Source organism: Acidipropionibacterium virtanenii (genome assembly GCF_003325455.1).
Taxonomy (GTDB): domain Bacteria; phylum Actinomycetota; class Actinomycetes; order Propionibacteriales; family Propionibacteriaceae; genus Acidipropionibacterium; species Acidipropionibacterium virtanenii.
This window is the reverse complement of the sequence record NZ_CP025198.1, coordinates 1,387,993-1,410,820: the sequence shown is the minus strand read 5'-3', so window position 1 is coordinate 1,410,820 and position 22,828 is coordinate 1,387,993. Positions and strand designations below refer to the sequence as shown.

The following is a 22,828-nucleotide window of genomic DNA, read 5'->3' as shown; positions in this document are numbered from 1 at the left end:
GCGGAGGCTCACGGGCTCAGACGCCGGCACCCTCGGCCCGGCCTCTGGCGGCGAGCTGGCCGCATGCGCCGTCGATCTCCTTGCCCCGGGTGTCCCGCACGGTCACCGGGATCTTCCAGCGCTCCAGAGTCTTCACGAAGGCGTCCTGGTCCTCGGGCCGCGACGCCGTCCACCGGGATCCCGGGGTGGGGTTGAGCGGGATGAGGTTGACGTGGGCCCAGGTCCAGTCGCCGCGACGGCGGATCTGGCGGGCCAGCACGGCGGCCCGGTCGGCCTGGTCGTTGATGTCGCGCATCAGGGCGTACTCGATGGAGACCCGTCGACCGGTGGTCCGGGCGTACTCCCATGCGGCGTCGAGCAGGGCGTCGACCTTCCAGCGCTTGTTCGCGGGGATGAGCTCGTCGCGCAGCTCGTCATCGGGTGCGTGCAGCGAGACCGCGAGGGTGGCGGGGATGCCCTCCTCCGTGAGCGCCTTGATCCTGGGGATCAGGCCCACGGTGGAGATGGTGATCCCCCGGGCGCTCATCCCGATGCCGTGGGGGGCCGGGGCGATGAAACTGCGCACCGCGGCGAGCACCGACCTGTAGTTGGCCATCGGCTCGCCCATGCCCATGAAGACGATGTTGCTCACCCGGCCCGCGCCGGGCACCGCTCCGGAGGCGAGCAGCCGGTCGGCGGCCAGCACCTGGGCGACGATCTCGGCGGTCGACATGTTGCGCTGGATGCCGCCCTGGCCGGTGGCGCAGAAGGGACAGGCCATGCCGCAGCCGGCCTGGGAGGAGATGCACAGGGTGGTGCGCGCCGAGTTGTGACGGGTGGCCGGATAGTGCATGAGCACCGATTCCACCAGGGATCCGCCGTGCAGCCGCCAGAGGGTCTTCACGGTGGTGCCGTTGTCGCAGGACTGCCGTGACACCTCGGTGAGCAGTTCCGGGAACCAGGCGTCGGCGATGGGGCCGCGGGCGGCCTTGGGAAGGTCGGTCCACTCCTGGGGATCCAGATCGTGGTGGGCGAAGACGTGCTCGGAGATCTGCTTGGCCCGGAATCCCGGCAGGCCCAGCTCCTTGACGGCGTCCACCCTCTCCTCGACGCTCAGGTCGATCCAGTGCCTGGGCGGTCTGGCGCGACTCGTGGAGCGCACCACCACCGGCATCTCCGTGCCCGGTTCGGCCAGCGGAGTGATCGGCAGCACCAGTCCCGACGGGGACGTGGCAGGGCGCGGATCGGTGGACATCGGTCTCCTCAGGGGTGGTCTGCTCCTACAGGCACACCGAGAGGACCGCCCAGGCGAAGGGGGCCGACAGGAGCATGGAGTCGAGACGGTCCATGACGCCGCCATGGCCCGGGAGGAAGTTCGACATGTCCTTGATCCCGATATCTCGTTTGATCATGGACTCCACCAGGTCCCCGCAGGTGCCGACCACCGAGAGTACCCCGCCCAGGATCAGACCCGTCCACGGCGGGGCCCCCAGGAGCCACACCGTGCAGCCCGCCCCGACCGCCATCGCCAGCACGATCGAGCCGATCATCCCCTCCCAGCTCTTCTTCGGGCTGATCCGCGGCGCCATCGGATGGCGGCCGAGGAGCACGCCGACGGCGTAACCGCCGGTGTCCGAGGCGATCACGCACAGCATCCAGGAGAGGATCCGCCGGGTCCCCAGGTCGTCGCCCATCATCAGGGGGATGAAGCATCCCATCAGCGGCAGGTAGGCGATGGTGAACAGGCTGGCGGCGGCGTCGCCGACGAAGCCCTTGGCACCACCGGGCAGCCGCCACATGAGGGCGGCGACCGCCGTCATGCCGACGGCGGCGATGAGGAAGGTGTTGGGGCCGATGCCCAGGTCGTAACTGGACGCCGCGAATGAGCCCAGCACGATGATCGCGGTGCCGACGAGGATCGGCACGATGGCCGAACGCATCCCCAGCCCCTGCATCGCCCGGTGCAGCTCCACCGCGCCGAGGATCAGCATCACCGCGATGAAGATGACGAAGCCCCAGTGCCACCAGAAGACGGTGAGGACGACGATCGCCACGAGCACGACGCCGGTGATGATCGCCGCGGGCAGGTCCCGTCCTGCCCTGGGGGTGCGTCGGTGCGCGGACGCGTCCTGGCTGTCGGGTGATGCGCTGGTCACGGCAGGTGTTCCTCGAGGAGGTCCTCAGACCTCCATCAGCTCGGCCTCCTTGGCCTTCAGGAGCGCGTCGATCTCCTCGACGTGCTTCTTGGTGGCCTGGTCGAGCTCCTTCTCAAGCCGGGTGAGCTGGTCCTCGGAGATCTCCTTGTCCTTCTCCTGCTTCTTGAGCTCGTCGTTGGCGGAGCGACGGACGTTGCGGACCGCGATACGGCCCTCCTCCGCCTTGGCCTTCGCCATCTTGGTGTACTCCTTGCGGCGCTCCTCGGTGAGGCTGGGGAGCACGCAGCGCACGACATTGCCGTCGGTGGAGGGGTTGACGCCCAGGTCGGAGTCCCGGACGGCCTTCTCGACGGCGTTGACCGAGGTCTTGTCGTAGGGGGCGATGAGGACGGTGCGGGCCTCGGGCACCTGGAAGCTGGCCAGCTGTTGGAGGGGGGTCATGGCGCCGTAGTAGTCGACCATGATCTTGTTGAACATCGCCGGGTTGGCGCGACCGGTGCGGATGGCCGCGAACTCCTCCCGAGCGTGGGAGACGGCAGACTCCATCTTCTTGCCTGCGTCCTTGATGATGTCTGCACTCACTGTCGGGTCCTTCCGAAATCTGTCTGGTATGTGTCTGGCTCAGGCGTGGACGGTGGTGCCGATCGGCTCCCCGGCCACGACGCGGGCGATATTGCCCTTCTTCTCCAGGTTGAAGAAGATCATCGTGAGCTTGTTGTCACGGGCCATCGCCACGGCGGTGGCGTCGGCCACCTTGAGATCGCGCGCCAAGAACTCATCGTAGGTCAGCTCGTCGAACTTGCGTGCCTGCGGGTTGGTCTTCGGGTCGCAGTCGTAGACGCCGTCGACCCCCTGCTTGCCCATCAGGAGGGCGTCGGCCCCGATCTCCAGGGCCCGTTGGGCGGCGACGGTGTCGGTGGAGAAGTAGGGCATCCCCGAACCGGCGCCGAAGATCACGACCCGGCCCTTCTCGAGGTGCCGCTCGGCGCGACGGGGAATGTACGGCTCGGCGACCTGACCCATGGTGATCGCGGTCTGCACCCTGGTGGCGACCCCGGCCTTCTCGCAGAAGTCCTGGAGGGCGAGGCAGTTCATCACGGTGCCGAGCATGCCCATGTAGTCGGCGCGGTCGCGATCCATGCCGCCCTGCTGGAGCTCGGCGCCGCGGAAGAAGTTGCCTCCGCCGACCACGACGGCCACCTGGACGCCGCTGGCTGCGATCTCGGCGATCTCGCGGGACTTCTCGGCGATGACGTCGGGGTCGACGCCGACCTTGCCTCCTCCGAACACCTCTCCGGACAGCTTGAGCAGGACGCGGCGGTAGGGCGTGGGCATCGTTTCTCCTGGATCGGGGCAGTTCTGTCGCCTCAGCTTAGAGCATCGGCCCGCCTCGCCGCCGGGCACCGGCCCGCGGCAACGGCGAGCGGGCCCCGTCCGATGGACGGGGCCCGCAGCGCTCAGGGCCGGTCGGCTGCCAGGAGCCGGCCGGGCGGCGTCGATCAGTCGCCGGCGGAGAACCTCACGAACCGGGAGACGGTCACGCCGGCGGCCTTGAGCAGCTGCGCGACGGTCTTCTTGTCATCGGAGACGGCCGGCTGCTCGAGCAGGCAGTTCTCCTTGTAGAAGCCGCCCAGGCGACCTTCGACGATACGGTCGATGATCTTCTCGGGCTTGCCCTCCTCCAGGGCGATCTCGCGGGCGACCCCGCGCTCGTGCTCGACGACGTCGGCGGGGACGTCCTCGCGGGAGAGCCAGCGGGGACTCATCGCGGCGATCTGGAGGCAGGTGCTGTGCACGGTCGCTGCGTCGTCGCCGGTGTACTCGACCATGACGCCGACCTGCGGCGGGAGGTCGGCCGAGCGACGGTGCAGGTAGACGTGCGCATCGCCCTCGAAGTAGGCGGCTTCGGACAGCTCGATCTTCTCGCCGATCTTCGCGGCCAGCTCGCCGAGGGTCTGGGCGACGGTCTCGCCGCCGCCGACGACGGCGGCGGACGCCGCCTCCTTGCCATCGGCCCTGGCGGCCTCGACCGCCTTGGCGATGCCATCGGCGGCCTCGATGAACTCGGCGTTCTTTGCCACGAAGTCGGTCTCGGAGCCGATCTGCACCAAGGCATTGCCCGAGGCGGCGACCAGGCCGTTGCTGGCCTCGCGGTCGGCGCGCTTGGCGGCCTTGGCCGCTCCGGAGACGCGCAGCAGGTCAACGGCCTTGTCGAAATCGCCGTCGGCCTCGGTGAGGGCCTTCTTGGCGTCCATCATCCCGGCGCCGGTGGCGTCGCGGAGCTTCTTGACATCAGCAGCAGTGATTGCCATGTGTGAATGATCCTGTCGTCGTGTGAATGGGCGGGGACGCTCAGTTGCTCTCAGCGGGCTTCTCGGCCTGCTCGGCGGTCTCCACCTCGGCGGCGGACTCCTCAGCCTGCTCGGCGGTCTCCACCTCGGCGGCGAGCTCACCGGCCTGGGCGTCGGTGGCCTCGGCCTCGTCAGGCTTCTCCGCCTTCTCGGAGCCCTCGAGAAGCTCCCGCTCCCAGTCGGGCATCGGCTCGGCGGCGGTCTTGCCCTCGGTGGCCTCGGAGCTGCTCTGCGAACGGGACATGAGGCCCTCGGCGGCGGCGTCGGCGATGATCCGGGTCAGCAGCGAGACCGAGCGGATGGCGTCGTCATTGCCCGGGATAGCGTAGTCGACCTCGTCGGGATCGCAGTTGGTGTCGAGGATCGCGACGATCGGGATGTGCAGCTTGCGGGCCTCGTCGACGGCGAGGTGCTCCTTCTTGGTGTCGACGATCCAGACCGCCTGCGGGGTCTTGGGCATGTCACGGATACCGCCCAGATCCTTGGCCAGCTTGTCCTTCTCACGGGAGAGCATGAGCAGCTCCTTCTTCGTGAGACCGGAGCCGGCGACTGTGTCGAAGTCCATCGCCTCGAGCTCCTTGAGCCGTGCGATGCGCTGCGAGATGGTCTGGAAGTTGGTGAGCATGCCGCCGAGCCAACGCTGGTTGACGAAGGGCATGCCGACCCGGCTGGCCTGCTCGGAGATGGACTCCTGGGCCTGCTTCTTGGTGCCGACGAAGAGGACCTGGCCGCCGTTGGCGACGGTCTTCTTGACGAAGGCGTAGGCCTTGTCGATGTAGGTCAGCGACTGGTGCAGGTCGATGATGTAGATGCCGTTGCGCTCGGTGAAGATGAAGCGCTTCATCTTCGGGTTCCAGCGACGGGTCTGGTGCCCGAAGTGGACGCCGCTCTCGAGCAGCTGACGGGTGGTGACGACGGCCATGGGGCTCGTCCTTTCATCAGGGCGCACGGATGCGCCTCTCGGTTGTCCGGTGACGGGGATCGCCACCGCCTGATGCGCCACCGGGAACCACCCGCCGTAGCGGGACCGGGGCCTCGGCCTCCAGAAGGAGCGGGACGCATGCGAAGTCAGCCCGGGAGGGCCCGGACTGCCCGGACAGTGTACGTCGGGCAGCGGGGCGGGCGCCAGCCCACCACCACCCGACCTCGTCCATGCGGACGTCCGCATTCTTGTCGGTGCGTGCCGGTAGCGTTCCGGCCATCGATCCCGAGACGAACGATCCTGAGACGAAGGAGTGCCCCGGTGACACAGCCGTTGCAGACCCCCGAGTGGTACGGGCTTCCCGATGCCTGGCAGCGCCAGATCCTCCCCGACCGCGACAGGCACCGCCCGGCATCGGCACCGAGGATCCGGCAGGAGGATGTCGCGGCCGCCCAGGAGGCCATATCCCCGCTGATGCCCCGGGCGCGCCGGATGGTGGCCGCCAGCCCCTCCCCCGTCCGTGACGCCGATCCCGCCAGTCCCCTCGGAGTGGCCGCCATGACTGTGGCCCTGCTCTCTGCCTCGGGAGCCGACTGGACCACCAGGAGCAAGCTGCTGAAGACCCTGCCGAAGCTGTGGCTGGCCCAGATGTCCCTGTCCTCGGCGGTGGCCTGTGCCGCCGAGCTCGCCGGGCTCTGCCTCGAGGAAGCCGGCGAGCAGATGATCGTGCGGCCGGCCTGCACCGATGACAACGATCAGGCCCGGGCCGCGAATTGGACGTGGGCGGCCGAGGCGCTGTGCACGCCGGTCGCGGCCTGCGACGACGCCACCCATGAGCAGGTCATCGAGGTGCTTGAGGACTATGCCTCCGGCGCGCCGCCGCAGCGACTCGTGGCGGCGTACCTGGCCCCCGAGCGCGATGACTGGGCGCAGGCCGCCATGGTGGGAACCGACCCTCTGCCCAAGTTGGCCCTCGCAGTGCCCCACACCGGCGACCAGCTCCTCCGGCTCCTCGACCGGATCCACAGCTACTGGGCGGGAGGGTCGGGCTTCACCCATCTGGTGACTGCCGTCGACAGGATCGGTGCTGATTCCATACCGGCTCTGAAGGCCCTTCTCGGCTCCGATCCGGATGCCGCGGCGGCCAGGAACTACTACTCGCTTCTCGCCGAGCTGCCCTCCGACGAGGCCCTGGGCCTTCTGATAGACCACATCGACGACGCGCGCGCAGGAGTCGCCGTCGTCACCGCCATCGACCGGCGACCCGGGCCGGCCCTGGAACTGCTGGCCCGCAGGGCCTCGGCGAACCGGTCGTCCGCCGAACTCCTGGTCTCCCGGGTGCGGTCTGACCGCGAACTGGCGGCGGAGGTGGCGGATCGGCTTCCGGCCGGGGCGGCGGCCCGCATCCGTGCGGTTCTGGCCGAGGAGAACCATCCCGATGCGGACCCGTCGCAGCTCCCCGCCCTCCTCGTCTCCCCGCCGTGGGCCGGGAAGCGGACCCGGGCGGCCCAGACTGTGCTCGAGGTGCTCGCGGCCCCCGATGACGCGCGCCTGGACTGGTTGCCCGGCGAGCAGGAGGAGTGGCTGGCACTCCCGAACTATCAGCGCGGCCGCAACCCTCCGCCAGCATCGAGCTGGCAGCAGCTGGCCGATGAGGTGATGGCCGGCAAGCGGGTGTGGGGACACATCCAGTTGCTGCTCATCAACGCTCCAGAAACACTGCTGCGCCCGCTGCTGGCCCGCATGACGATCCGCGATCTGTGGGACGCCCAGGACTGGATGCGGATCGTGCTGGCACGGTTCGGCGACGACGCGCTGCCGATGGTTCTGGACGCCGCACGCCGCCAGCCGAGCACCTGCGCCGGTCTCCTGATGCCGGTGGGCGGGGCCCCGGTGGCCACCGTGATGGCCGGCTGGCTGCGCCTCAAGACGGTGCGCCCCGTCGCCGAGCAGTGGTTCGCACGTCACGTCGATGACGCGGTGACCGGCCTGATCCCGATCGCCCTGGGAAAGCCCGGGAAGGCGCGCTCCGAGGCCGAGAACGCGCTGCGCCGAATCACCGTGCGGGAGGGTCGCCCGGCGGTCGAGCAGGCGGCGTCAGGTTTCGGGCCGGGGGTCGGGACCGCCCTGGACTCCGTCCTGGACGCCGACCCTCTGGAGGCGCTGCCGTCACGAATGCCGAAGCCGCCCACCTGGTTGAGTCCCAATGCGCTGCCCCCGCTGCTCACCCGCGCGGATACCGCCGTTCCGGCGACGATGGTGCCCGACGTCGTCACCGTTCTGGCGCTGTCCCGCCTCGACGAGCCCTACGCCGGCGTCGAGGTGCTCCGGGAATCCTTCGACGCGGGCAGCCTGGCGGCCTTCGCCCGCGCCCTGTTCGAGCGGTGGCGGATCGCCGGGTACCCGGCGAAACAGGGATGGGTGCTGGACGCTCAGGGACTTCTCGGCGACGACGAGACGGTGCGGATGCTCTCCCCGCTCATCCGGGCGTGGCCGAAGGAGGGCGGCTACCGGCGCGCCGTCAACGCCCTGCCCGTGCTGGCCGCGATCGGCACCGACATCGCCCTGATGCACCTGCACCGGATCTCGCGGAAGGTGCCGTCGAAGCCGCTGCGCGCCCAGGCGGTCGCACTCATCGACGAGATCGCCGAGGAACTGGGCCTGACGGCCGAGGAGCTCGCCGACAGACTGGTGCCCGATCTCGATCTGGAGGCGGACGGGTCGCGCACCCTGGACTACGGACCCAGGCGGTTCACCGTCGGCTTCGACGAGAGCCTGAGGCCCTACGTCAGTCAGGAGGGTGTGCGCCGCAAGACCCTGCCGAAGCCCGGCGTCAAGGACGACACGGAGCTCGCCAAGGCCTCCTACGACTGGTTCCGGATGATGAAGAAGGAGGTGCGCGCCATCGCCGCCGACCAGGTGAGGCGCCTGGAGGCGGCGATGGTGTCCCAGCGCAGCTGGACACCGGAGATCTTCGCGTCGGTGTTCGCCGACCACCCCTTCATGGTGCATCTGGCCCGGCGGCTGGTGTGGACCGCGCAGATCGGCGACGTCACCACCGGATTCCGCCTGGCCGAGGACCGTACCCTGGCCGACGTCGAGGACGAGGGGTACGCGCTTCCCGACGGAGCGGAGATCAGAGTGGCCCATCCGCTGCTGCTCGGCGCCGACCGGGTGGCCGAGTGGTCGCAGATCTTCGGCGACTACGAGATCCTCCAGCCCTTCGAACAGCTGGGCCGGGCGGTGAAGGCAGCCACCGCCGAGGAGCTGTCGAGCAACACCATCCGGCGTGCCGAGGCCAGAACCGTCAAGTCCACCAAGGTCCTTGGTCTGGAGAGCCGCGGCTGGTACCGAGCCGCCCCCGAGGACGCCGGAATCCAGCCATGGGTGTGCCGCCACCTTCCCGGGGACCAGACCCTGGTCATCGCCCTGGAACCCGGCATCATCATCGGCGAACCGAACTTCGAGGACTTCGCCGAGCAGAAGCTCGGTCCGGCGATCCTCACCCGCGGCGACTACTCGTGGCAGAACGAGCCCGACGGCGATCTGAGTGCCCTCGGCCCGGTCCTCGTCTCCGAGGTCCTGCGCGACCTGGAATGGTTGGTCTCATGAGCGTCGAGGATCAGCAGATCCAGCGGCCGCCCGCTGAGGCGCGTTTCGCCGCCGAGTTGGAGGCGCTGCGACGCGACGACAACGCAGCCCGGCCCCCGGGCTGGGCGCTCTCGCTGGAGGCCGCCCGTCGATTCATCTGCGGCGACGAGGCCCACGGCATCAGCGCCAAGTTCGTCGGCGACCCCGCCCTGGTGGACCGCTGCCTGGTGACCCTGGCCACCAGTCGCGGCCTGATGCTCATCGGCGAGCCCGGCACCGCCAAGTCTCTGCTGTCCGAACTCATCGCCGCCGCGATCTCCGGGGACTCGACGCTGACCATCCAGGGCGGGGCGGCCACCACCGAGGACCAGATCAAATACTCGTGGAACTACGCCATGCTGGTGGCCGACGGCCCCACCCCGCGCGCCCTGGTGCCCGCACCGATGCTCACCGGGATGGGTCGGGGCCGGATCGTCCGCTTCGAGGAGATCACCCGCTGCCCGCTGGAGGTCCAGGACTGCCTGCTGTCGCTGCTGTCGGAGCGCAGCCTGGCCATCCCGGAGCTGAACGGCCCCGATTCGATGACCTTCGCCCGGCAGGGATTCAACGTCATCGCCACCGCCAACACCCGCGACCGCGGCGTCAACGAGATGAGCGCGGCCCTGAAGCGCCGGTTCAACTTCGAGACCGTCTTCCCCATCGCCGACTTCGACACCGAGTACCGGCTGGTGGTCGACGAGGCCGCACGGCTGCTGCGCGAGTCAGGGGTGCCCGCCGCACCCCCGCGCGACGTCATGGAGGTGCTGGTGACCACCTTCCGGGAGCTGCGCACCGGCCGCACCGAATCGGGTGACGCGATGGACCGGATGTCGACGGTGATGAGCACCGCCGAGGCGGTCTCGGTGGCCCACGCCATGGGGGTGCGGGCCTGGTTCCTGCGCGGCGGCGAGCCCGAGCCGGCCGACATCGTCGCCACCATGGGCGGGGCCGCCGTCAAGGACGACGCCGAGGACCTCACCCGGCTGCGCCGCTACCTCGAGCAGCAGGTGCCGCGCAAGCGGGGCCGCGTCTGGCTGGCCCTCGGCGAGGCCCGCGACCTGCTGCCGGGCTGATGGGCGTCACCATCATCGGGGTGCGCCACCACAGCCCCGCCTGCGCCCGCCACGTCGGCGCGGTCATCGCCGCCATCCGGCCCCGCCACGTCCTCATCGAGGGCCCCGCCGACTTCAACGACCGGATCGATGAGCTGCTGCTGGGCCACCGCCCGCCCATCGCCATCTTCACCGGCTACCGGGACGGGACCCGCATGCACTCCTCCTGGAGCCCGCTGTGCGACTACTCCCCCGAATGGGTGGCTCTCCAGGAGGGTGCCCGGGTAGGGGCGCAGCTGCGCTTCATCGACCTGCCCGCCTGGCATCCGGCCCTGGCGGACCGCCAGAACCGGTACGCCGACGCCGACCAGCGCTACGAACGGGCGACCGGGAGGCTGCAGACCGCATTCGGGGCGGCGTCGGTCGATGCCCTGTGGGATCGCGTCTTCGAGGTGGCCGACCCGTCCGGCATCGGGGAGCGTCTGGCCGCATGGTTCGAGATGCTGCGCGGCGGCGCCGCCGCCGACGAGTCCGACGCCGCACGCGAGGCCCACATGGCCTCCTGGGTACGAGCGGCCCGCCACGACGGCGACGACGTCGTGGTGGTCACCGGCGGATTCCACGCACCGGCCCTGGAGCGGCTCATCGGCACCGATGACGGGCGGAGCGGATGGCCGCAGGTGCCGTCACTGCCCGAGGGCGCACAGGCGGCCTCCTACCTGGTGCCCTTCTCCTTCCGGCGTCTCGACGCCTTCTCCGGATACCAGTCGGGCATGCCCTCCCCGGGCTACTACCAGCGGTTGTGGGCCGAGGGACCGCGGGCAGCCGGGGACGGGCTGATGGCCGATGTCGCCGCCCGGCTGCGCGCCAGGCATCAGCCGACCTCCACCGCCGACCTCATCTCGGCCCGCGTGATGGCCGAGGGACTGGCCCGGCTGCGGGGCAACGCGGTGCCGGCCCGCACCGACATTCTCGACGGTCTGGCCTCCGCGCTCGTCACCGAAGCCCTCGACGTGCCGCTGCCCTGGGGCCGCCGCGGGACCATCCAGGCCGCCACCGACCCGGTGATCGTGGAGATGGTGGCGGCGCTGTCCGGGGACGCCACCGGCAGGTTGGCCGAGGCCACCCCCCTGCCTCCCCTGTGGCACGACGTCGACGCCCAGATCGCCCGGTGCGCCCTGAGCACCGGGAAGCACCGGATGTCGCTGCTGAGCCCTTCCGGGGTGGACCGCTCGCGCGTCCTGCATCGCCTCAGGGTGCTGTCGATCTCCGGCTTCCATCGCCTCGCCGGCCCTTGGACGGGCAGCGAGGAGGTGCTCGACGAGACCTGGCGGGTCGATGACGACGACATGCGCCAGTCGAGTGTCATCGAGGCCTCCGGGTTCGGCGCCACCCTGCACGACGCCGCCATGGCAGCGCTGACGCAGCGGGCCGCCGACGTCGGAACCGACCCTGTGGCGGTCGCCTCCTCGGTTCTGCTGGACGCGGCTCTGTGCGGTCTCAGTGAACTCACCGGTTCGCTGGTCGACAACCTGCGGGCCGGGATCGGCCGGGAGAACGATCTGGCCTCGCTCGGCGTCTGCCTGTCGGCGATGCTCACGCTGTGGCGCCACGACCGGGTTCTCGGATCCGCGGGCGGCGAGGGGCTCGGTGCGGCGATACGGGCCTGCGTGCCGCGCATCATGTGGCTGGTCGAGGGCCTGCGCGCGATACCGGGCCGCGACCCCGGTGACGAGCCCCCCGACCGGGACACGGTGGGCGCGCTGGTCTCCGCCCGGGACGCTGTGCTGTCAGGCCCGGCGGGCATCGACCGGGCCGCGGTGCTGGCCGTGTGCCGGCGCACCTGGCACGACCACACGGCCGGGGCGCGGCTGCGCGGGGCCGCCCTCGGCCTGTGTTGGTGTCTGGGCGATGCCCCGGCTGATGCGGGTCGCCTGGTGCGCGGGTCGGCCCGGCCCGCCGCTGTCGGGGACTGGCTCTTCGGGCTGTTCGCCCTGGCCCGCGACGAGGCGATCGACGAACCGGCGGTGATGCGCGCCGTCGACGAGGTGGTCACGGCAATGGGCCCGGAGGAGTTCCTGGTCAGCCTGCCGGGCCTGCGGGAGGCGTTCTCGGTGTTCCCACCGGCCGAGCGGCAGTCCCTGGCCGGCGTCGTCCTGGGGCTCCACGGGCATGCGGCGGCCGGTGCGTCCTCGCTGGTTCGCCGGCAGGGTGCCGCCCCGGAACTGATCGCCGAGGCCGCCGCCGTGGAGGCTCGCGCCGAGGCGCTGCTGGCGGGCGCCGGGCTGCTGGACGAGAGTGGGCCGGTGGACAGGGGCGGCGATGATGGATGAGGCCCTGGAACGCTGGCGGCTGATGCTCGGGCAACCGGCCGCCTCGCTGGGAGAACTCGACGAGACCGCGACCGGGCGCGACGCCGCCCTGGACTGGCTGTACGGCCGCGACGAGTCACTGGCCCGTAGAGGGGTCCGACGCACCGGGGGCCAGGGCGCCGGCGCGCTGACGACCTTCGACTGGCTCGATGACATCACCCGGCTGTTCCCCACCGAGACCGTCGAGCGCTTGGAACGCGACGCCGTGGAGCGTTACCGGATCGACGATCTGCTCACCGACCCGGCGGTACTGGGCCGGGTGGAGCCGAGCACCGCGATGCTCAAGGCCGTTCTGCGGACCAAACATCTGATGAACCCGCAGGTGCTGGAGACCGCCCGCCGACTGGTCCGCAAGGTCATCGTCGAGCTGATGTCCTCCCTGGCGACCCGGGTGCGCACCGCCTTCTCCGGGGCACGCACCCGCACCCCCACCCGGGTCCGCAACAGCCGCAACTTCGACCTGAGACGGACCCTGCGCGCCAACCTGCGCCACTACGACCCGGACAACCGCCGGGTGGTGATCTCCGAACCCCTGTTCGTCACCCGCGACCAACGGAGGCTGAGGCCCTGGCAGGTGATCCTGCTGGTGGACCAGTCCGGTTCGATGGCGGGATCGGTGATGCACTCGGCGGTCACCGCGGCCTGTCTGTGGGGCCTGCCAGGCATTCGCACCCACCTGGTGGCCTTCGACACCGAGGTGGTCGATCTCACCTCTGACGTCACCGACCCCGTCGAGCTGCTCATGAAGGTGCATCTGGGAGGGGGCACGGACATCGGTCGGGCGGTGCAGTACGGCTCCCAGCTGGTCGAGGCCCCGCGTCGGGCCGTGGTCGTCCTGATCACGGATCTGTACGAGGGAGGCGCGCCCGGGTTGCTGCTCCAACAGGTGTCGCAGCTGCTCGACCAGGGGACGGTCGTGCTGGTGCTCGCGGCACTCGACGACGAGGGCGCCCCCGACTTCGACCACCGGCTCGGCTCCAGGCTGGCGGATCTTGGCGCCCAGGTCGGTGCGATGACACCGGGCCGCCTCGCCGAGTTCCTGGCCGCCACGATCGGGGGCTTCTGATGCGCGACGATCTGGTGGCGCTGGACGAGGACGCGCTGTCAGCGCTGACCAACCGCGGCCTCGTCAAGCGAGCCCGCAGGCTCGCCGATGCTCCCCGAACACGATGCCGGGTCGATGCCGGCGGGGTGGTCACCGCCGACTTCGACGACGGCGCGACGGCCGTCATCGACGCCTCCGGCCTGGAGGGGGCCCGATGCACCTGCGCGGCCACCGGCATGTGCCGCCACATACTCGCCGCGGTGCTCGCCCACCGGGGACTGCCGCCATCGCCCACCTCGCCCATCGGCTCCCCGCCGCGGAGGATCTCCTGGACGCCGGCCTCGGTCGGTGACGAGGAGCTCGTCCGGCGCTATGGCACCGCCGTTCTCGAGGCGGCCCGGGCGCGGATCGCCTCCGGTCTGGTCGCGGTGGTGCTGCGCCCCGACCCCTCCTCGCCGGCGGTGGGCGCCAATGCGGCCGCGGTCGAGCTGCCCGCCACCGTCCGGTTCCTGGTTCCCGGCGATCTGGGAGCAGCGCACACCGACGTCAACCCCGAGGCCCGGGCCGAGCACATCGCCGTCGCGGCGCTGGCCTGGCGCGAGGCCGACCGGACGGACCGGTCGTCGCGGCGCGTCGAGATGTCCCTCGGCGCGGCGCTCGGAACGAACGCCCGTACCGACGAGCTCACCGGAATCGCCGACTGCATCCTGATCGACGGCGTCCGGCAGAGCGCCGCTACCCTCGCCCCGATGCTGGCCGCGGCACGATCCAGGCTGGACCGGGCAGGGCTGCGCTGGGCTGTGGCGGTGGCCGACGACCTGTCCGAACAGCTGTCCGGCTACGCCACCGGCCACTCCGGGTACTCGCGACGGCGCACCGCCGAGCTGCTGGCGGAGGGCCACGCCCGGGCGCGGGCCGCCCGAACCCTCGGTGCGGCGGCTGTCCTGGGCGCCGGGATCGCAGCGACCACCCCGATGAGGCGGGTGCGCCTGGTCGGCCTGGGCGCCAGGGTGTCGCGATCCGACGACGACGGCTTCCGCACCGAGGGGCCCGTCGCGGTGACCACCGACATCTTTCTGGGAGACGTGGACTCCGCCGTCGTGGTGGTGCTGAGAGCCCGTTCCCACCAGCCGGCCGGAGAGCCGCCGCGCAGCACGGTCGGAAACCGGACGGGCGGGGTGCTGATCGGCGACCTGGCCCGCGGCTGCCTGGTGACCGAGTCGGCCGCACGCTCCGCGGACCGGATGCTGAGTCTCACCAGCAACCGGGTGGCCAGGACCACCGTCACCACACCGCCGGCGATCTGGTCGCAGGCCCTCCCGCCGGGCCTGCTGGTGGACGACTACGCCCGGGCCCTGGACCAGCTGGCGGCGCGCGGCTTCCGGCTGGTCCGTCCACGGGTGGCCGCCGAATCGGTGCGGGTCGTCGAGATCGACGAGGTGGGGCCGATCGGCTACCGTCCGGGAGCCCAGCTGCTCACCGCTGACGTCTTCGACCGGGCCGGTCACCGGGCGACGGTGGCGGCCAGGTACCGGCCCGCCTGCCCGTCCGGCCTGGACGCGCTGGCCTCGGCACTGGCGTCGGGGCCTCGGATGATCAGCGGGGTGCTGGGCCGCAGGTCGGGCCGGCTGCTCATCGATCCGCTGGCGGTGGCCACACCCGCAGGCGTCGTGGTGCCCGATCTGGCAGAGGGTGGGGACGCCGATCCACTTCAGCTGGGCGCCCCCGATCCCGGCGATGGGCTCGATCAGACCCTCCGGGAGGTCGCCGGCCTGCTGGCCGACGCCGCCCATGCGGGCCTGCGTCACGTCGGCGGGGCTTTCCCGGGCCGTGTCGGCGGGGCCTGCGAGAGGCTTCATCGTGTCGGGCTGCATCGGCTCGCCGACGACCTCGACGGGCTGCTCAGCGGTGGCAGTGCCCGGAACCCTGCGGACGCCTGGGTGCGCGCCGAGCTGCGTCTCCTCGCCACCGTCGACGCCCGCTGAAACAGTTGTCCACAGGGACGGCCCGAAGTCGTGTTCGGGACAAATTGTCCACAGATCTGGCCGGCATCGACAGATCGGGGGTCCCGGCAGCGAGAACTGAGGTATGAGAGGTGCACTGAGAACCCCCGCCCGCCAGTGGGCCGCCACCCTGGCCTGCACGATCCTCGCCGCCCTGCTGCTGTCAGCCATCGGCTCCCGCAGCGCACCCCGCGCCTGGGCCGATGTCGGCGTCGCGCCACCGGTCACGGGAAGGGTCCTGGATGGCTTCGCCCCACCGGCCCAGCGGTGGCTGGCCGGTCACCGCGGCGTCGATCTGGCCGCTGGGATCGGCGACCCGGTGCGAGCGGCCACCGCGGGGGTGGTGGTCTTCGCCGGAGTGGTGGCCGGGACGCCGACCGTCTCGGTGCAGCTTCCCGACGGGCGACGCACCACCCACCAGCCGGTCCTGGCCGTCGTGGCCGTCGGACAGGCCGTCGCGGCGGGGCAGATCCTGGGGACCCTCACCGCCGGAAGCCACTGCGCCGTGTCCTGCCTCCACTGGGGGCTGCTGCGCGGCCGGACCTACGAGGACCCGATGAGTCTGGTGGGCTCGCAGTCCGGGAGCAGAACGCGCAGCCCGGTGCGCCTGTGGCCGGCCGGTCACAAGCCGTCCCAGCCTCCAGTCGCCCTCGATGCCGGCCCGGGAATGCCCATGGCCGTCGGGGCCGGGCAGCCAGGGACTTTCTCCCGGCCGGCTCCCGGCCCGATCTCCTCGCCCTTCGGGATGCGCTTCCACCCGGTGCGCGGCATCTACAAGCTGCATGACGGCACGGATTTCGCCGCGGCGTGCGGGACGCCGGTGCAGGCCGCGGCGACCGGACGGGTCGTCGAGTCGGGCTACAGCGCGGCCTGGGGAAACCGGGTCGTGATCGATCACGGGATGGTCTCCGGCGCCCGGGTGCGCACCACCTACAACCATCTGTCGGCCCCCGGCGCGGCTACCGGCTCCGTGGTGGCCCGCGGCCAGGTGATCGGCATCGTGGGCACCACAGGCTTCTCAACCGGATGCCATCTTCACTTCGGTCTGGAGCGCAACGGCTCGCTCGCCGATCCGATGCCCTATCTGCGCTGAACTCGTCGGAACCGGCCGGTCAGGCTCTCGGGTGGGCCTGGTTGAAGGCCTTGCGGAGCCTCTCAGTGGACACGTGGGTGTAGATCTGCGTGGTCGCCAGGGACTCGTGACCCAGGATCTCCTGGACGGTGCGCAGGTCGGCGCCACCCTCCAGCAGGTGGGTGGCCATCGCGTGGCGCAGCCCGTGGGGCCCCAGGTCGGGGGCCTCGGCGTCGGTGCGCAGGTGCTGGTGGACGACGCGGCGCACCACCCGCGGGTCGATCCGCCCTCCCCTGGCTCCCAGGAAGACGGCGTCGCCCGAGACCGCGGTGAGCCATTCGCCGCGGCGCCCGAGCCACGCGTCGAGGGCTCTCATGCCGGGGTCTCCGAGAGGTACCGTCCGCTCCTTGTTCCCCTTCCCGAGAACCCTCAAGGTGCCCCGCGCGCGGTCGACGGCGTCCAGATCGAGGCCGCACAGCTCCGCGACACGGATGCCCGAGCCGTAGAGCACCTCGAGGATCGCGGCGTCGCGGGCCCCTCCGGGGGTCTCGTCAGTCCGGGCGGCCGCCACCGCGTCATCGAGAATCTGTCGGGCCTGGTCGATGCCCAGGGTGCGCGGCAGCCTCTTGGGCACCTTCGCCGATCGCAGCACGGCGGCCGGGTCAGTGGCGGTCAGCCCTTCGGCCCGGGTCCAGCGGAAGAACACCCGGACGCTGGCCCAGTGCCGCTGCAGGGTGGCGGGGGCCATTCCGGCGCCGCGCTGGCGGGCCAGCCAGCCGCGCAGGTCGGCCAGGCCGACGTCCCCCAGGCGGGTGACGCCATGGGCGGCAAGATCGGTGAACAGTTCGGTGAGGTCTGTCCGGTAGGCGTCGACGGTGTGCGTCGAGCGCGACAGGTCGGCTCGCAGATGGGTGCAGAAGTCCTCCAGGGGCACCGCCAGGGCTGCAGGTAGATCACTCACGCCCCCCACTGTGGCGCGAGTCCAGGGCCGACGAGGGCGATGACACCCCGTGTGGTTGAGAACTCATGTCCGATGTATCACCGGTGATACGCTGGTGGCCATGGACACAGTGACGGTTCGGGACTTGAGGAACCATGGCGGCGAGGTGCTCGATCGCGTCGGCCGTGGCGAATCCATCATCGTGACCCGCAATGGCGCTCCCGCGGCCCGGTTGACTCCGCTGCGTCGACGCAGCGCTCCCCCGGCCGAACTCATCGAACGGCGCCGCCGGTTGGCCCCGGTCGATCCCGGAGCACTGCGCCGTGACATCGACGCCGTACTGGATCCGGCACTGTGAGCAGGGAGCGTGGCGTCCTCGACACGTCTACGGTCATCCGCCTGGGTGAAGTGACGGACGCGTCCCAACTGCCTGACGATTCAGTCATCACGGCGGTGACACTCGCCGAGCTCGCTGTCGGACCGCTCGTGGCGACCGATGACGAGGACCGAGCGGCTCGGCAGGCGCATCTGCAACAGGCGGAGGCTGATTTCGACGTCCTCCCGTTCGATGCCGCGGCGGCTCGTGCGTTCGGCGGTGTCGCCACCAGTCTGCGAGCGGCAGGGCGCAAGCCCACGGCTCGCGCGTACGACGCCCTCATCGCTGCGACGGCGATCGCGAACGGCCTACCGGTCTTCACCTGCAACCCGGCCGATTTTGAAGGCATCAACGGACTGGACGTCGAGCCGGTACTGATCGGGGATTGAAACACCGGGTTCCCGCTAGTCTCGGCGCTATGAACCCCCGGCAGATCCCAGTCCTCGCCTCCGGATACACCACCGAATCGGGACCGGGCGGCCTCATCACCTGGCTGGTCGGCACCGGCGACGAGTCGACGGCGGCGGAGATGACCGGTGAGCTGGAACTCGGCGACGCCTCCTGGGCGGTGCCGACGCCGACCGGACTGGCCGTCCTCGGGGAGCGCGATTCCCACCTGTGGCTGGTGAACCCGTCGGCCCTGACGGTCGGCGCCGAACTGGATCTGGGCGGTGGGTTGCCCTGCCACGCCGCCGTCGACCCGTCGGGACGACTGCTGGCGGTGACCCACTACGGGTCCGGTGAGGTGTCGGTGATCGAGCTCGATCAGTGGGGAGCCGGCCCGCAGCTGGCGGCCCGGATCCGTTTCGACGGCCACGGCCCGGTGCCCGGGCGACAGGAGTCGGCGCACCCTCACCAGGCGACCTGGCTGGACCGCTCCCACCTGGCGGTCACCGATCTGGGCGCCGATCTCATCCGGATCCTCAAGTTCGGCCCCGCCGGGCTGGAGGAGATCGGCGTGATCAGGACTCCTGCCGGCTTCGGCCCCCGCCACCTGGTGCTCACCACCCGCGGTGCCCGACAGGTGATGGTGGTCTGCGGGGAGCTGTCGGGCGACGTCCTGATATTCACCCGCCCGGCCGGCGACGATGTCTGGGCCAAGGACTGGCGACCCCGCACCCCGGTGCCCTCCTCGACACATGGCCGCTCCCAACCCTCGGCCCTGGTGCCCGCCGGGGACGGGGACCTGCTGGTGGCCAACCGGATGCTGGGCACCATCTCGGTGCTCAGCGGTCTTGACCGCCTCACCACCTGGTCGGGGAATGCGAGCGTGCGCGAGGAGTTCGACTGCGGCGGCGCCACCCCGCGCGACATCACCGTCGACGGCGACCGGATCTGGGTGGCCCAGCAGGGCGAGGGCGCGGTGGTCGGGCTGGTCCGCACACCCGAGGGCTGGCGCACCGACATCCGCCTGAACCGTCCCGGTGCGACCCATGTGCTCATCGGAGTTGCGTAGAATCATGCGCGTTTCCCAGACAGCTCAAGGAGTTTCCATGCGTGACCACACCCCTACCGAGGACCCCAGATGGGCCGACCTCCTGACCGGGGGGAAGCTGCGGCGGGTGACCCGGTGGGGTGAGCCGGTGCTGCATGCGAGGACCGAGCCCGTCACCGATTTCGACGACTCCCTTCACGAGCTCATCCGCGACATGTTCGCCACCATGGCCGCCGCCGAGGGGGTGGGTCTGGCCGCCACCCAGGTGGACCTGGGCCTGTCGCTGTTCGTCTACGACTGCCCTGACGACGACGGCCGCCCTCACAAGGGTGCGGTGTGCAATCCGGTCGTGACCCTGCCCACCGGCAGAGACCGCAACCTGGTGTCCGGCGACGAGGGGTGCCTGTCGTGGCCCGGCGCCTTCCAGCCGCTGGCCCGCCCCGACCAGGCGACCTGCACCGGCCAGGATCCGTGGGGTACCGAGTTCACCGTCACCGGCACCGGATACTTCGCCCGGTGTCTCCAGCACGAGACCGACCACTGCAACGGCACCGTCTTCGGAGACCGGCTCTCCAAGCGCTCCCGCCGCAAGCTCGATGAGCAGCACGAGGAACTCGACCACCTCTATCCCGAGGACTGGCCACTCCACCCGAAGGGCTGATGAGCGCTTCCCTATTCACGTCAGATATGACAGAATTCAGGTGATTTCTGTTCATATCTGACATGGGGAGGTGGTCTATGTGGCTCGGCAGCCGATCGGTGTCCGGTCTGCGATGACGCAGATCGGGGAGAATCTGCGGCACTGGCGCAGACTGCTTCACCTGTCTCGTAGGGAACTGGCACGCCGGGCCGACGTCTCCGAGTCCACCCTCACACGGCTCGAGACCGGTCAGGGGGCCTCGCTCGACAACCTGCTGAAGGTCGCCCGCGCACTCGGAGTGCTCGGCGAAGTCACCGAGTCGACCAGTCCGTGGGCCAGCGAGCGCGGCCAGCTTCTCGCCGGTGCCGAGCTGGATCGCAGGAGCGCACCATGAGAGGCGACCATGGCGCGTTCCCCGATCAGCTCTGGAGCCTCCTGATGAGTTCACGGCCGGACGCGACGTAGCGGGGCAGATCGCCCTCGGCGACCGTCCTGGCCCTCTCGGCGGCCGATGCGGCCAGCGAGGTTGCCCGGTCGGCGTGCTCGTCGCTGAATCCGCCGAGCTCCTCGATCGCCCTGGCGATCGGGCTCAGGCAGGCCGCCACGTCATGGCTGATGCCGTTGCCGCCGTTGACCTCTGCGATGAACCTGTGCAGGGAGTCGACAACCGCCTGGACGCTGACCTCTCCACTCACCGGCTCTCCTCCTCATCGGGCACCTCGACGGTGACATCGATCGCCGAGGCGGTCGCGGAGATCTCACCCAGCAGCCCGGCGAGCTGCTCCAACCCTTCGGCCGAGCGAGCTGCAGCGGCCACCAGCTCATCGCCGATGACGGTGCCGCTCACCTCAGCCCACGTCTCGCGCTGAAGGTCATGGCATCGGGGCCGAACCCGATCGATCAGGTAGGAGGCCTGGCCCACAGCGTCCAGGACGCGCCGACGCCGGGCCTCCAGGACGGGATCCACCTTCCGCGCCATGCGCGGCTATTTCCCGATCTCGGCGATGAACCGATCCACGTTGCTGCGCAGTGTCAACAGTGTCGCGGCCGACTGCTCCACGGCGCGCTGGGCCACCGCCACCCGCTGACGGGCATCCAGAATGGTTCTGGAACCCTTCCCGACCACGCCGAGCCTGTCCCCGTGCCGCTTGAGCGTGTCAGCACAGGCCCGGGACTGGACCTGGATGTACTCAGCATTGTTCGCCACTGTCCTCGCGGCGTACTTGAGATCCTCGATTGATGCCATCAGTCTCACAGCCTCACCTTGTCGAGCGCATCGGCGGCGACGCGCAGTTCATCCTGGGCCTTCCGGAGATCCGTCTCGGACTTCGTCATGGCGTTCATCATGAGGACATCGAAGCTGGTGGAGCTTCCCTCCAACTCACGGGAGACCAGTTGCATATTGTCCTTGTTCTTCCGGAGGAACTCGCTGAGCAGCTCCTGATGGCTCTTGATCTCCTTCTTGAGCGCTTCGATCTCGACCTGGACCTGACCAAGCGTCGACGGCATCGGTGACTCCTCTGTTCGTAATGTCTGTTCAGTTCCTGGGGCTTGAGTACGGAATTACCGTGACCGGTCCGGCCATCGAGGCGACGTCCCAGGCCAGCGCCCGGTTGTCGCGCGGAGTCCAATCCAGCAGTGGATCATTCATAAGGCTCTTGACGGTCTGGCGATCCGTGCGCATCGCGATCTTGACATCGAAGTAGGGCTCGCCGCCGTAGCCGATCTGGTTGCTGAAGGTGTCGTACTTCATCCACCAGCCGATCAGATGTGTGCCGTTCTGGGGTCCGAGCCGACAGATCTCCTGGAAGGCTTCCGGCATGTCACGGCACCGGTCCAGTCCGAACCCCAGAATGAAGGTGTCCGGTCCACTGCCCTCGTCGGACCGTTGCAGATCGAGCGAGATGTTCTCGATGAATCCGGGAATCTGGCTCCTGGGGATGATCTCCACCTGGCGTCCGAGGCTGTCCAGCCCTGAGCGGAGTTCAGCCATGGCGGCCCCCCACGACGGGTCGCCTGCCATCAGATCCAGGATCCGGAACTGCACCGATGGCGGTGAGGTGACCGCCACCGACATCACTGCGGCGACGAACTCGCCGATGCCCTCGGCCGTACCCAGAAGGGCGATGTTGCGCCCGATCTCACGGTCCAGACGCACCGCCAGAGGTTTCCCGCCAACCTCCATGAGCGCGCCCAGCAGCGCCGTCGGCCCGGAGCCGGCCAGTCCCCGCAGTACGGCGTCATCGTCACCCAGCGACCGCATCCGGTCTCCCCTGAACACAAAGGGGACCGGATACTTCGCCCCCGCCTGCCACCACCTCCGGCGCAGCGGTGTCAGCACGGCCTCGTCGGCGAAGGCGACACTGGTCTTCCGGTTCGAGGAGACCTCGCCGTAGTCAAGATTGACGATGGCCTCGCGAGCGCGCAGATGGGCGGCAGCCTCATTTCTCACACCGAGCGTGGCATGGGATTCCGCGATGGTGTTCTTCAGCGCTATCCTCACCGGCACCTGGCCGAAGAGTCCCTCGCCGGCCGAGCCCATCAGCGCCAGGTTTCCGCCGATGGTCTGCGATGCCAGCAGGACGTGAATGCCACTGGCACGGAACAGACGGACGCCTTTGCTCAAGAGGTCTGCGATCTCGGTACCGATCCAGTCCTGCTCGGAGAACATGAGTTGGAACTCATCGATCACCAGGAGGAGTCTCGGCATGACGGCATCCGGGAATGCCCAGCGGTAGGCGTTGAGGCTCTGCACCCCGCTCTCTTTGAACAGCCTCATCCGCTCCCGATAGATGTCGAAGAGTTGACGGAAGACGCTGAGCCCGAACTCCCGGTCGGCCTCCAGTCCCAGCACT

Annotated in this window: 23 protein-coding genes; 11 read left to right on the top strand and 12 right to left on the bottom strand. The window is 70.0% G+C overall.

The window, feature by feature from the left end; genetic code table 11:
* Positions 1-16: 16 nt before the first annotated feature.
* From rlmN to rpsB, 6 genes are all read right to left on the bottom strand, one after another.
* Positions 17-1,234 (bottom strand): dual-specificity RNA methyltransferase RlmN, encoded by a 1,218-nt coding sequence (rlmN, locus tag JS278_RS06490; RefSeq protein WP_114044464.1) that lies wholly within the window; start codon positions 1,232-1,234, stop codon positions 17-19.
* 25 nt (positions 1,235-1,259) lie between these two features.
* A complete protein-coding gene (locus tag JS278_RS06485; RefSeq protein WP_114044463.1) occupies positions 1,260-2,135 on the bottom strand; it encodes a phosphatidate cytidylyltransferase in 876 nt (291 codons plus the stop codon).
* A gap of 24 nt (positions 2,136-2,159) precedes the next feature.
* The gene (gene frr / locus JS278_RS06480) at positions 2,160-2,681 is read right to left on the bottom strand and encodes a ribosome recycling factor (RefSeq protein ID WP_220150068.1); all 522 of its coding nucleotides are present in this window, start codon (positions 2,679-2,681) and stop codon (positions 2,160-2,162) included.
* Between the two features lie 75 nt (positions 2,682-2,756).
* Positions 2,757-3,470, bottom strand: coding sequence for a UMP kinase (pyrH, locus tag JS278_RS06475; protein WP_114044461.1), 714 nt, complete (start codon positions 3,468-3,470; stop codon positions 2,757-2,759).
* A 164-nt stretch (positions 3,471-3,634) separates the two neighbouring features.
* Positions 3,635-4,447 (bottom strand): translation elongation factor Ts, encoded by an 813-nt coding sequence (tsf, locus tag JS278_RS06470; RefSeq protein WP_114044460.1) that lies wholly within the window; start codon positions 4,445-4,447, stop codon positions 3,635-3,637.
* A gap of 40 nt (positions 4,448-4,487) precedes the next feature.
* The gene (rpsB, locus tag JS278_RS06465) at positions 4,488-5,408 is read right to left on the bottom strand and encodes a 30S ribosomal protein S2 (protein ID WP_114044459.1); all 921 of its coding nucleotides are present in this window, start codon (positions 5,406-5,408) and stop codon (positions 4,488-4,490) included.
* 321 nt (positions 5,409-5,729) lie between these two features.
* On the opposite strand from rpsB, the gene JS278_RS06460 reads away from it, so the two are divergent.
* The 6 genes from JS278_RS06460 (at position 5,730) to JS278_RS06435 (ending at position 16,603) form a co-directional block, all read left to right on the top strand.
* Positions 5,730-9,020 (top strand): DUF4132 domain-containing protein, encoded by a 3,291-nt coding sequence (locus JS278_RS06460; RefSeq protein WP_147243166.1) that lies wholly within the window; start codon positions 5,730-5,732, stop codon positions 9,018-9,020.
* Positions 9,017-10,111 (top strand): ATP-binding protein, encoded by a 1,095-nt coding sequence (locus JS278_RS06455; RefSeq protein ID WP_114044457.1) that lies wholly within the window; start codon positions 9,017-9,019, stop codon positions 10,109-10,111. The genes JS278_RS06460 and JS278_RS06455 overlap by 4 nt, the downstream gene beginning before the upstream one ends.
* Positions 10,111-12,423 carry a DUF5682 family protein gene (locus JS278_RS06450; protein WP_114044456.1) on the top strand — a complete coding sequence of 771 codons (2,313 nt, stop codon included), beginning with the start codon at positions 10,111-10,113 and terminating at the stop codon, positions 12,421-12,423. The genes JS278_RS06455 and JS278_RS06450 overlap by 1 nt, the downstream gene beginning before the upstream one ends.
* On the top strand, positions 12,413-13,528 hold the full coding sequence (locus JS278_RS06445) for a VWA domain-containing protein (RefSeq protein ID WP_114046167.1): 1,116 nt from the start codon (positions 12,413-12,415) through the stop codon (positions 13,526-13,528). Before JS278_RS06450 ends, JS278_RS06445 begins: the two co-directional genes overlap by 11 nt.
* Positions 13,528-15,492, top strand: coding sequence for an SWIM zinc finger family protein (locus JS278_RS06440; protein WP_114044455.1), 1,965 nt, complete (start codon positions 13,528-13,530; stop codon positions 15,490-15,492). Before JS278_RS06445 ends, JS278_RS06440 begins: the two co-directional genes overlap by 1 nt.
* 103 nt (positions 15,493-15,595) lie before the next feature.
* On the top strand, positions 15,596-16,603 hold the full coding sequence (locus tag JS278_RS06435) for a M23 family metallopeptidase (protein ID WP_114044454.1): 1,008 nt from the start codon (positions 15,596-15,598) through the stop codon (positions 16,601-16,603).
* A gap of 19 nt (positions 16,604-16,622) precedes the next feature.
* On the opposite strand, the gene JS278_RS06430 is transcribed toward JS278_RS06435, so the two are convergent.
* On the bottom strand, positions 16,623-17,552 hold the full coding sequence (locus JS278_RS06430) for a tyrosine recombinase XerC (RefSeq protein ID WP_114044453.1): 930 nt from the start codon (positions 17,550-17,552) through the stop codon (positions 16,623-16,625).
* Between the two features lie 91 nt (positions 17,553-17,643).
* Here JS278_RS06430 and JS278_RS06425 point away from each other — a divergent pair, with 91 nt between their 5' ends.
* The 5 genes from JS278_RS06425 (at position 17,644) to JS278_RS06405 (ending at position 20,367) form a co-directional block, all read left to right on the top strand.
* Positions 17,644-17,880: a type II toxin-antitoxin system Phd/YefM family antitoxin gene (locus JS278_RS06425; protein ID WP_114046166.1), complete on the top strand. Its 237-nt coding sequence runs from the start codon at positions 17,644-17,646 to the stop codon at positions 17,878-17,880.
* Positions 17,877-18,287 carry a type II toxin-antitoxin system VapC family toxin gene (locus JS278_RS06420; protein ID WP_114044452.1) on the top strand — a complete coding sequence of 137 codons (411 nt, stop codon included), beginning with the start codon at positions 17,877-17,879 and terminating at the stop codon, positions 18,285-18,287. The genes JS278_RS06425 and JS278_RS06420 overlap by 4 nt, the downstream gene beginning before the upstream one ends.
* A 29-nt stretch (positions 18,288-18,316) precedes the next feature.
* Complete coding sequence (locus JS278_RS06415; RefSeq protein ID WP_114044451.1) at positions 18,317-19,354, top strand: lactonase family protein; 1,038 nt, start codon at positions 18,317-18,319, stop codon at positions 19,352-19,354.
* Positions 19,355-19,391: 37 nt separating this feature from the next.
* A complete protein-coding gene (def, locus tag JS278_RS06410; RefSeq protein WP_114044450.1) occupies positions 19,392-19,994 on the top strand; it encodes a peptide deformylase in 603 nt (200 codons plus the stop codon).
* 79 nt (positions 19,995-20,073) lie between these two features.
* Positions 20,074-20,367 carry a helix-turn-helix domain-containing protein gene (locus JS278_RS06405; RefSeq protein ID WP_147243165.1) on the top strand — a complete coding sequence of 98 codons (294 nt, stop codon included), beginning with the start codon at positions 20,074-20,076 and terminating at the stop codon, positions 20,365-20,367.
* A gap of 25 nt (positions 20,368-20,392) precedes the next feature.
* On the opposite strand, the gene JS278_RS06400 is transcribed toward JS278_RS06405, so the two are convergent.
* The 5 genes from JS278_RS06400 to JS278_RS06380 are packed head-to-tail and all read right to left on the bottom strand — an operon-like array spanning position 20,393 to position 22,827.
* Positions 20,393-20,668, bottom strand: coding sequence for a hypothetical protein (locus JS278_RS06400; RefSeq protein ID WP_114044448.1), 276 nt, complete (start codon positions 20,666-20,668; stop codon positions 20,393-20,395).
* Positions 20,665-20,952, bottom strand: a complete 288-nt coding sequence (locus tag JS278_RS06395; protein WP_114044447.1) for a hypothetical protein — start codon at positions 20,950-20,952, stop codon at positions 20,665-20,667. Before JS278_RS06395 ends, JS278_RS06400 begins: the two co-directional genes overlap by 4 nt.
* Before the next feature lie 6 nt (positions 20,953-20,958).
* Positions 20,959-21,219, bottom strand: a complete 261-nt coding sequence (locus JS278_RS06390) for a hypothetical protein (protein WP_147243164.1) — start codon at positions 21,217-21,219, stop codon at positions 20,959-20,961.
* A gap of 5 nt (positions 21,220-21,224) precedes the next feature.
* Positions 21,225-21,482: a hypothetical protein gene (locus JS278_RS06385; RefSeq protein ID WP_114044445.1), complete on the bottom strand. Its 258-nt coding sequence runs from the start codon at positions 21,480-21,482 to the stop codon at positions 21,225-21,227.
* A gap of 28 nt (positions 21,483-21,510) precedes the next feature.
* The gene (locus JS278_RS06380) at positions 21,511-22,827 is read right to left on the bottom strand and encodes a hypothetical protein (protein ID WP_114044444.1); all 1,317 of its coding nucleotides are present in this window, start codon (positions 22,825-22,827) and stop codon (positions 21,511-21,513) included.
* Position 22,828: the final 1 nt, after the last annotated feature.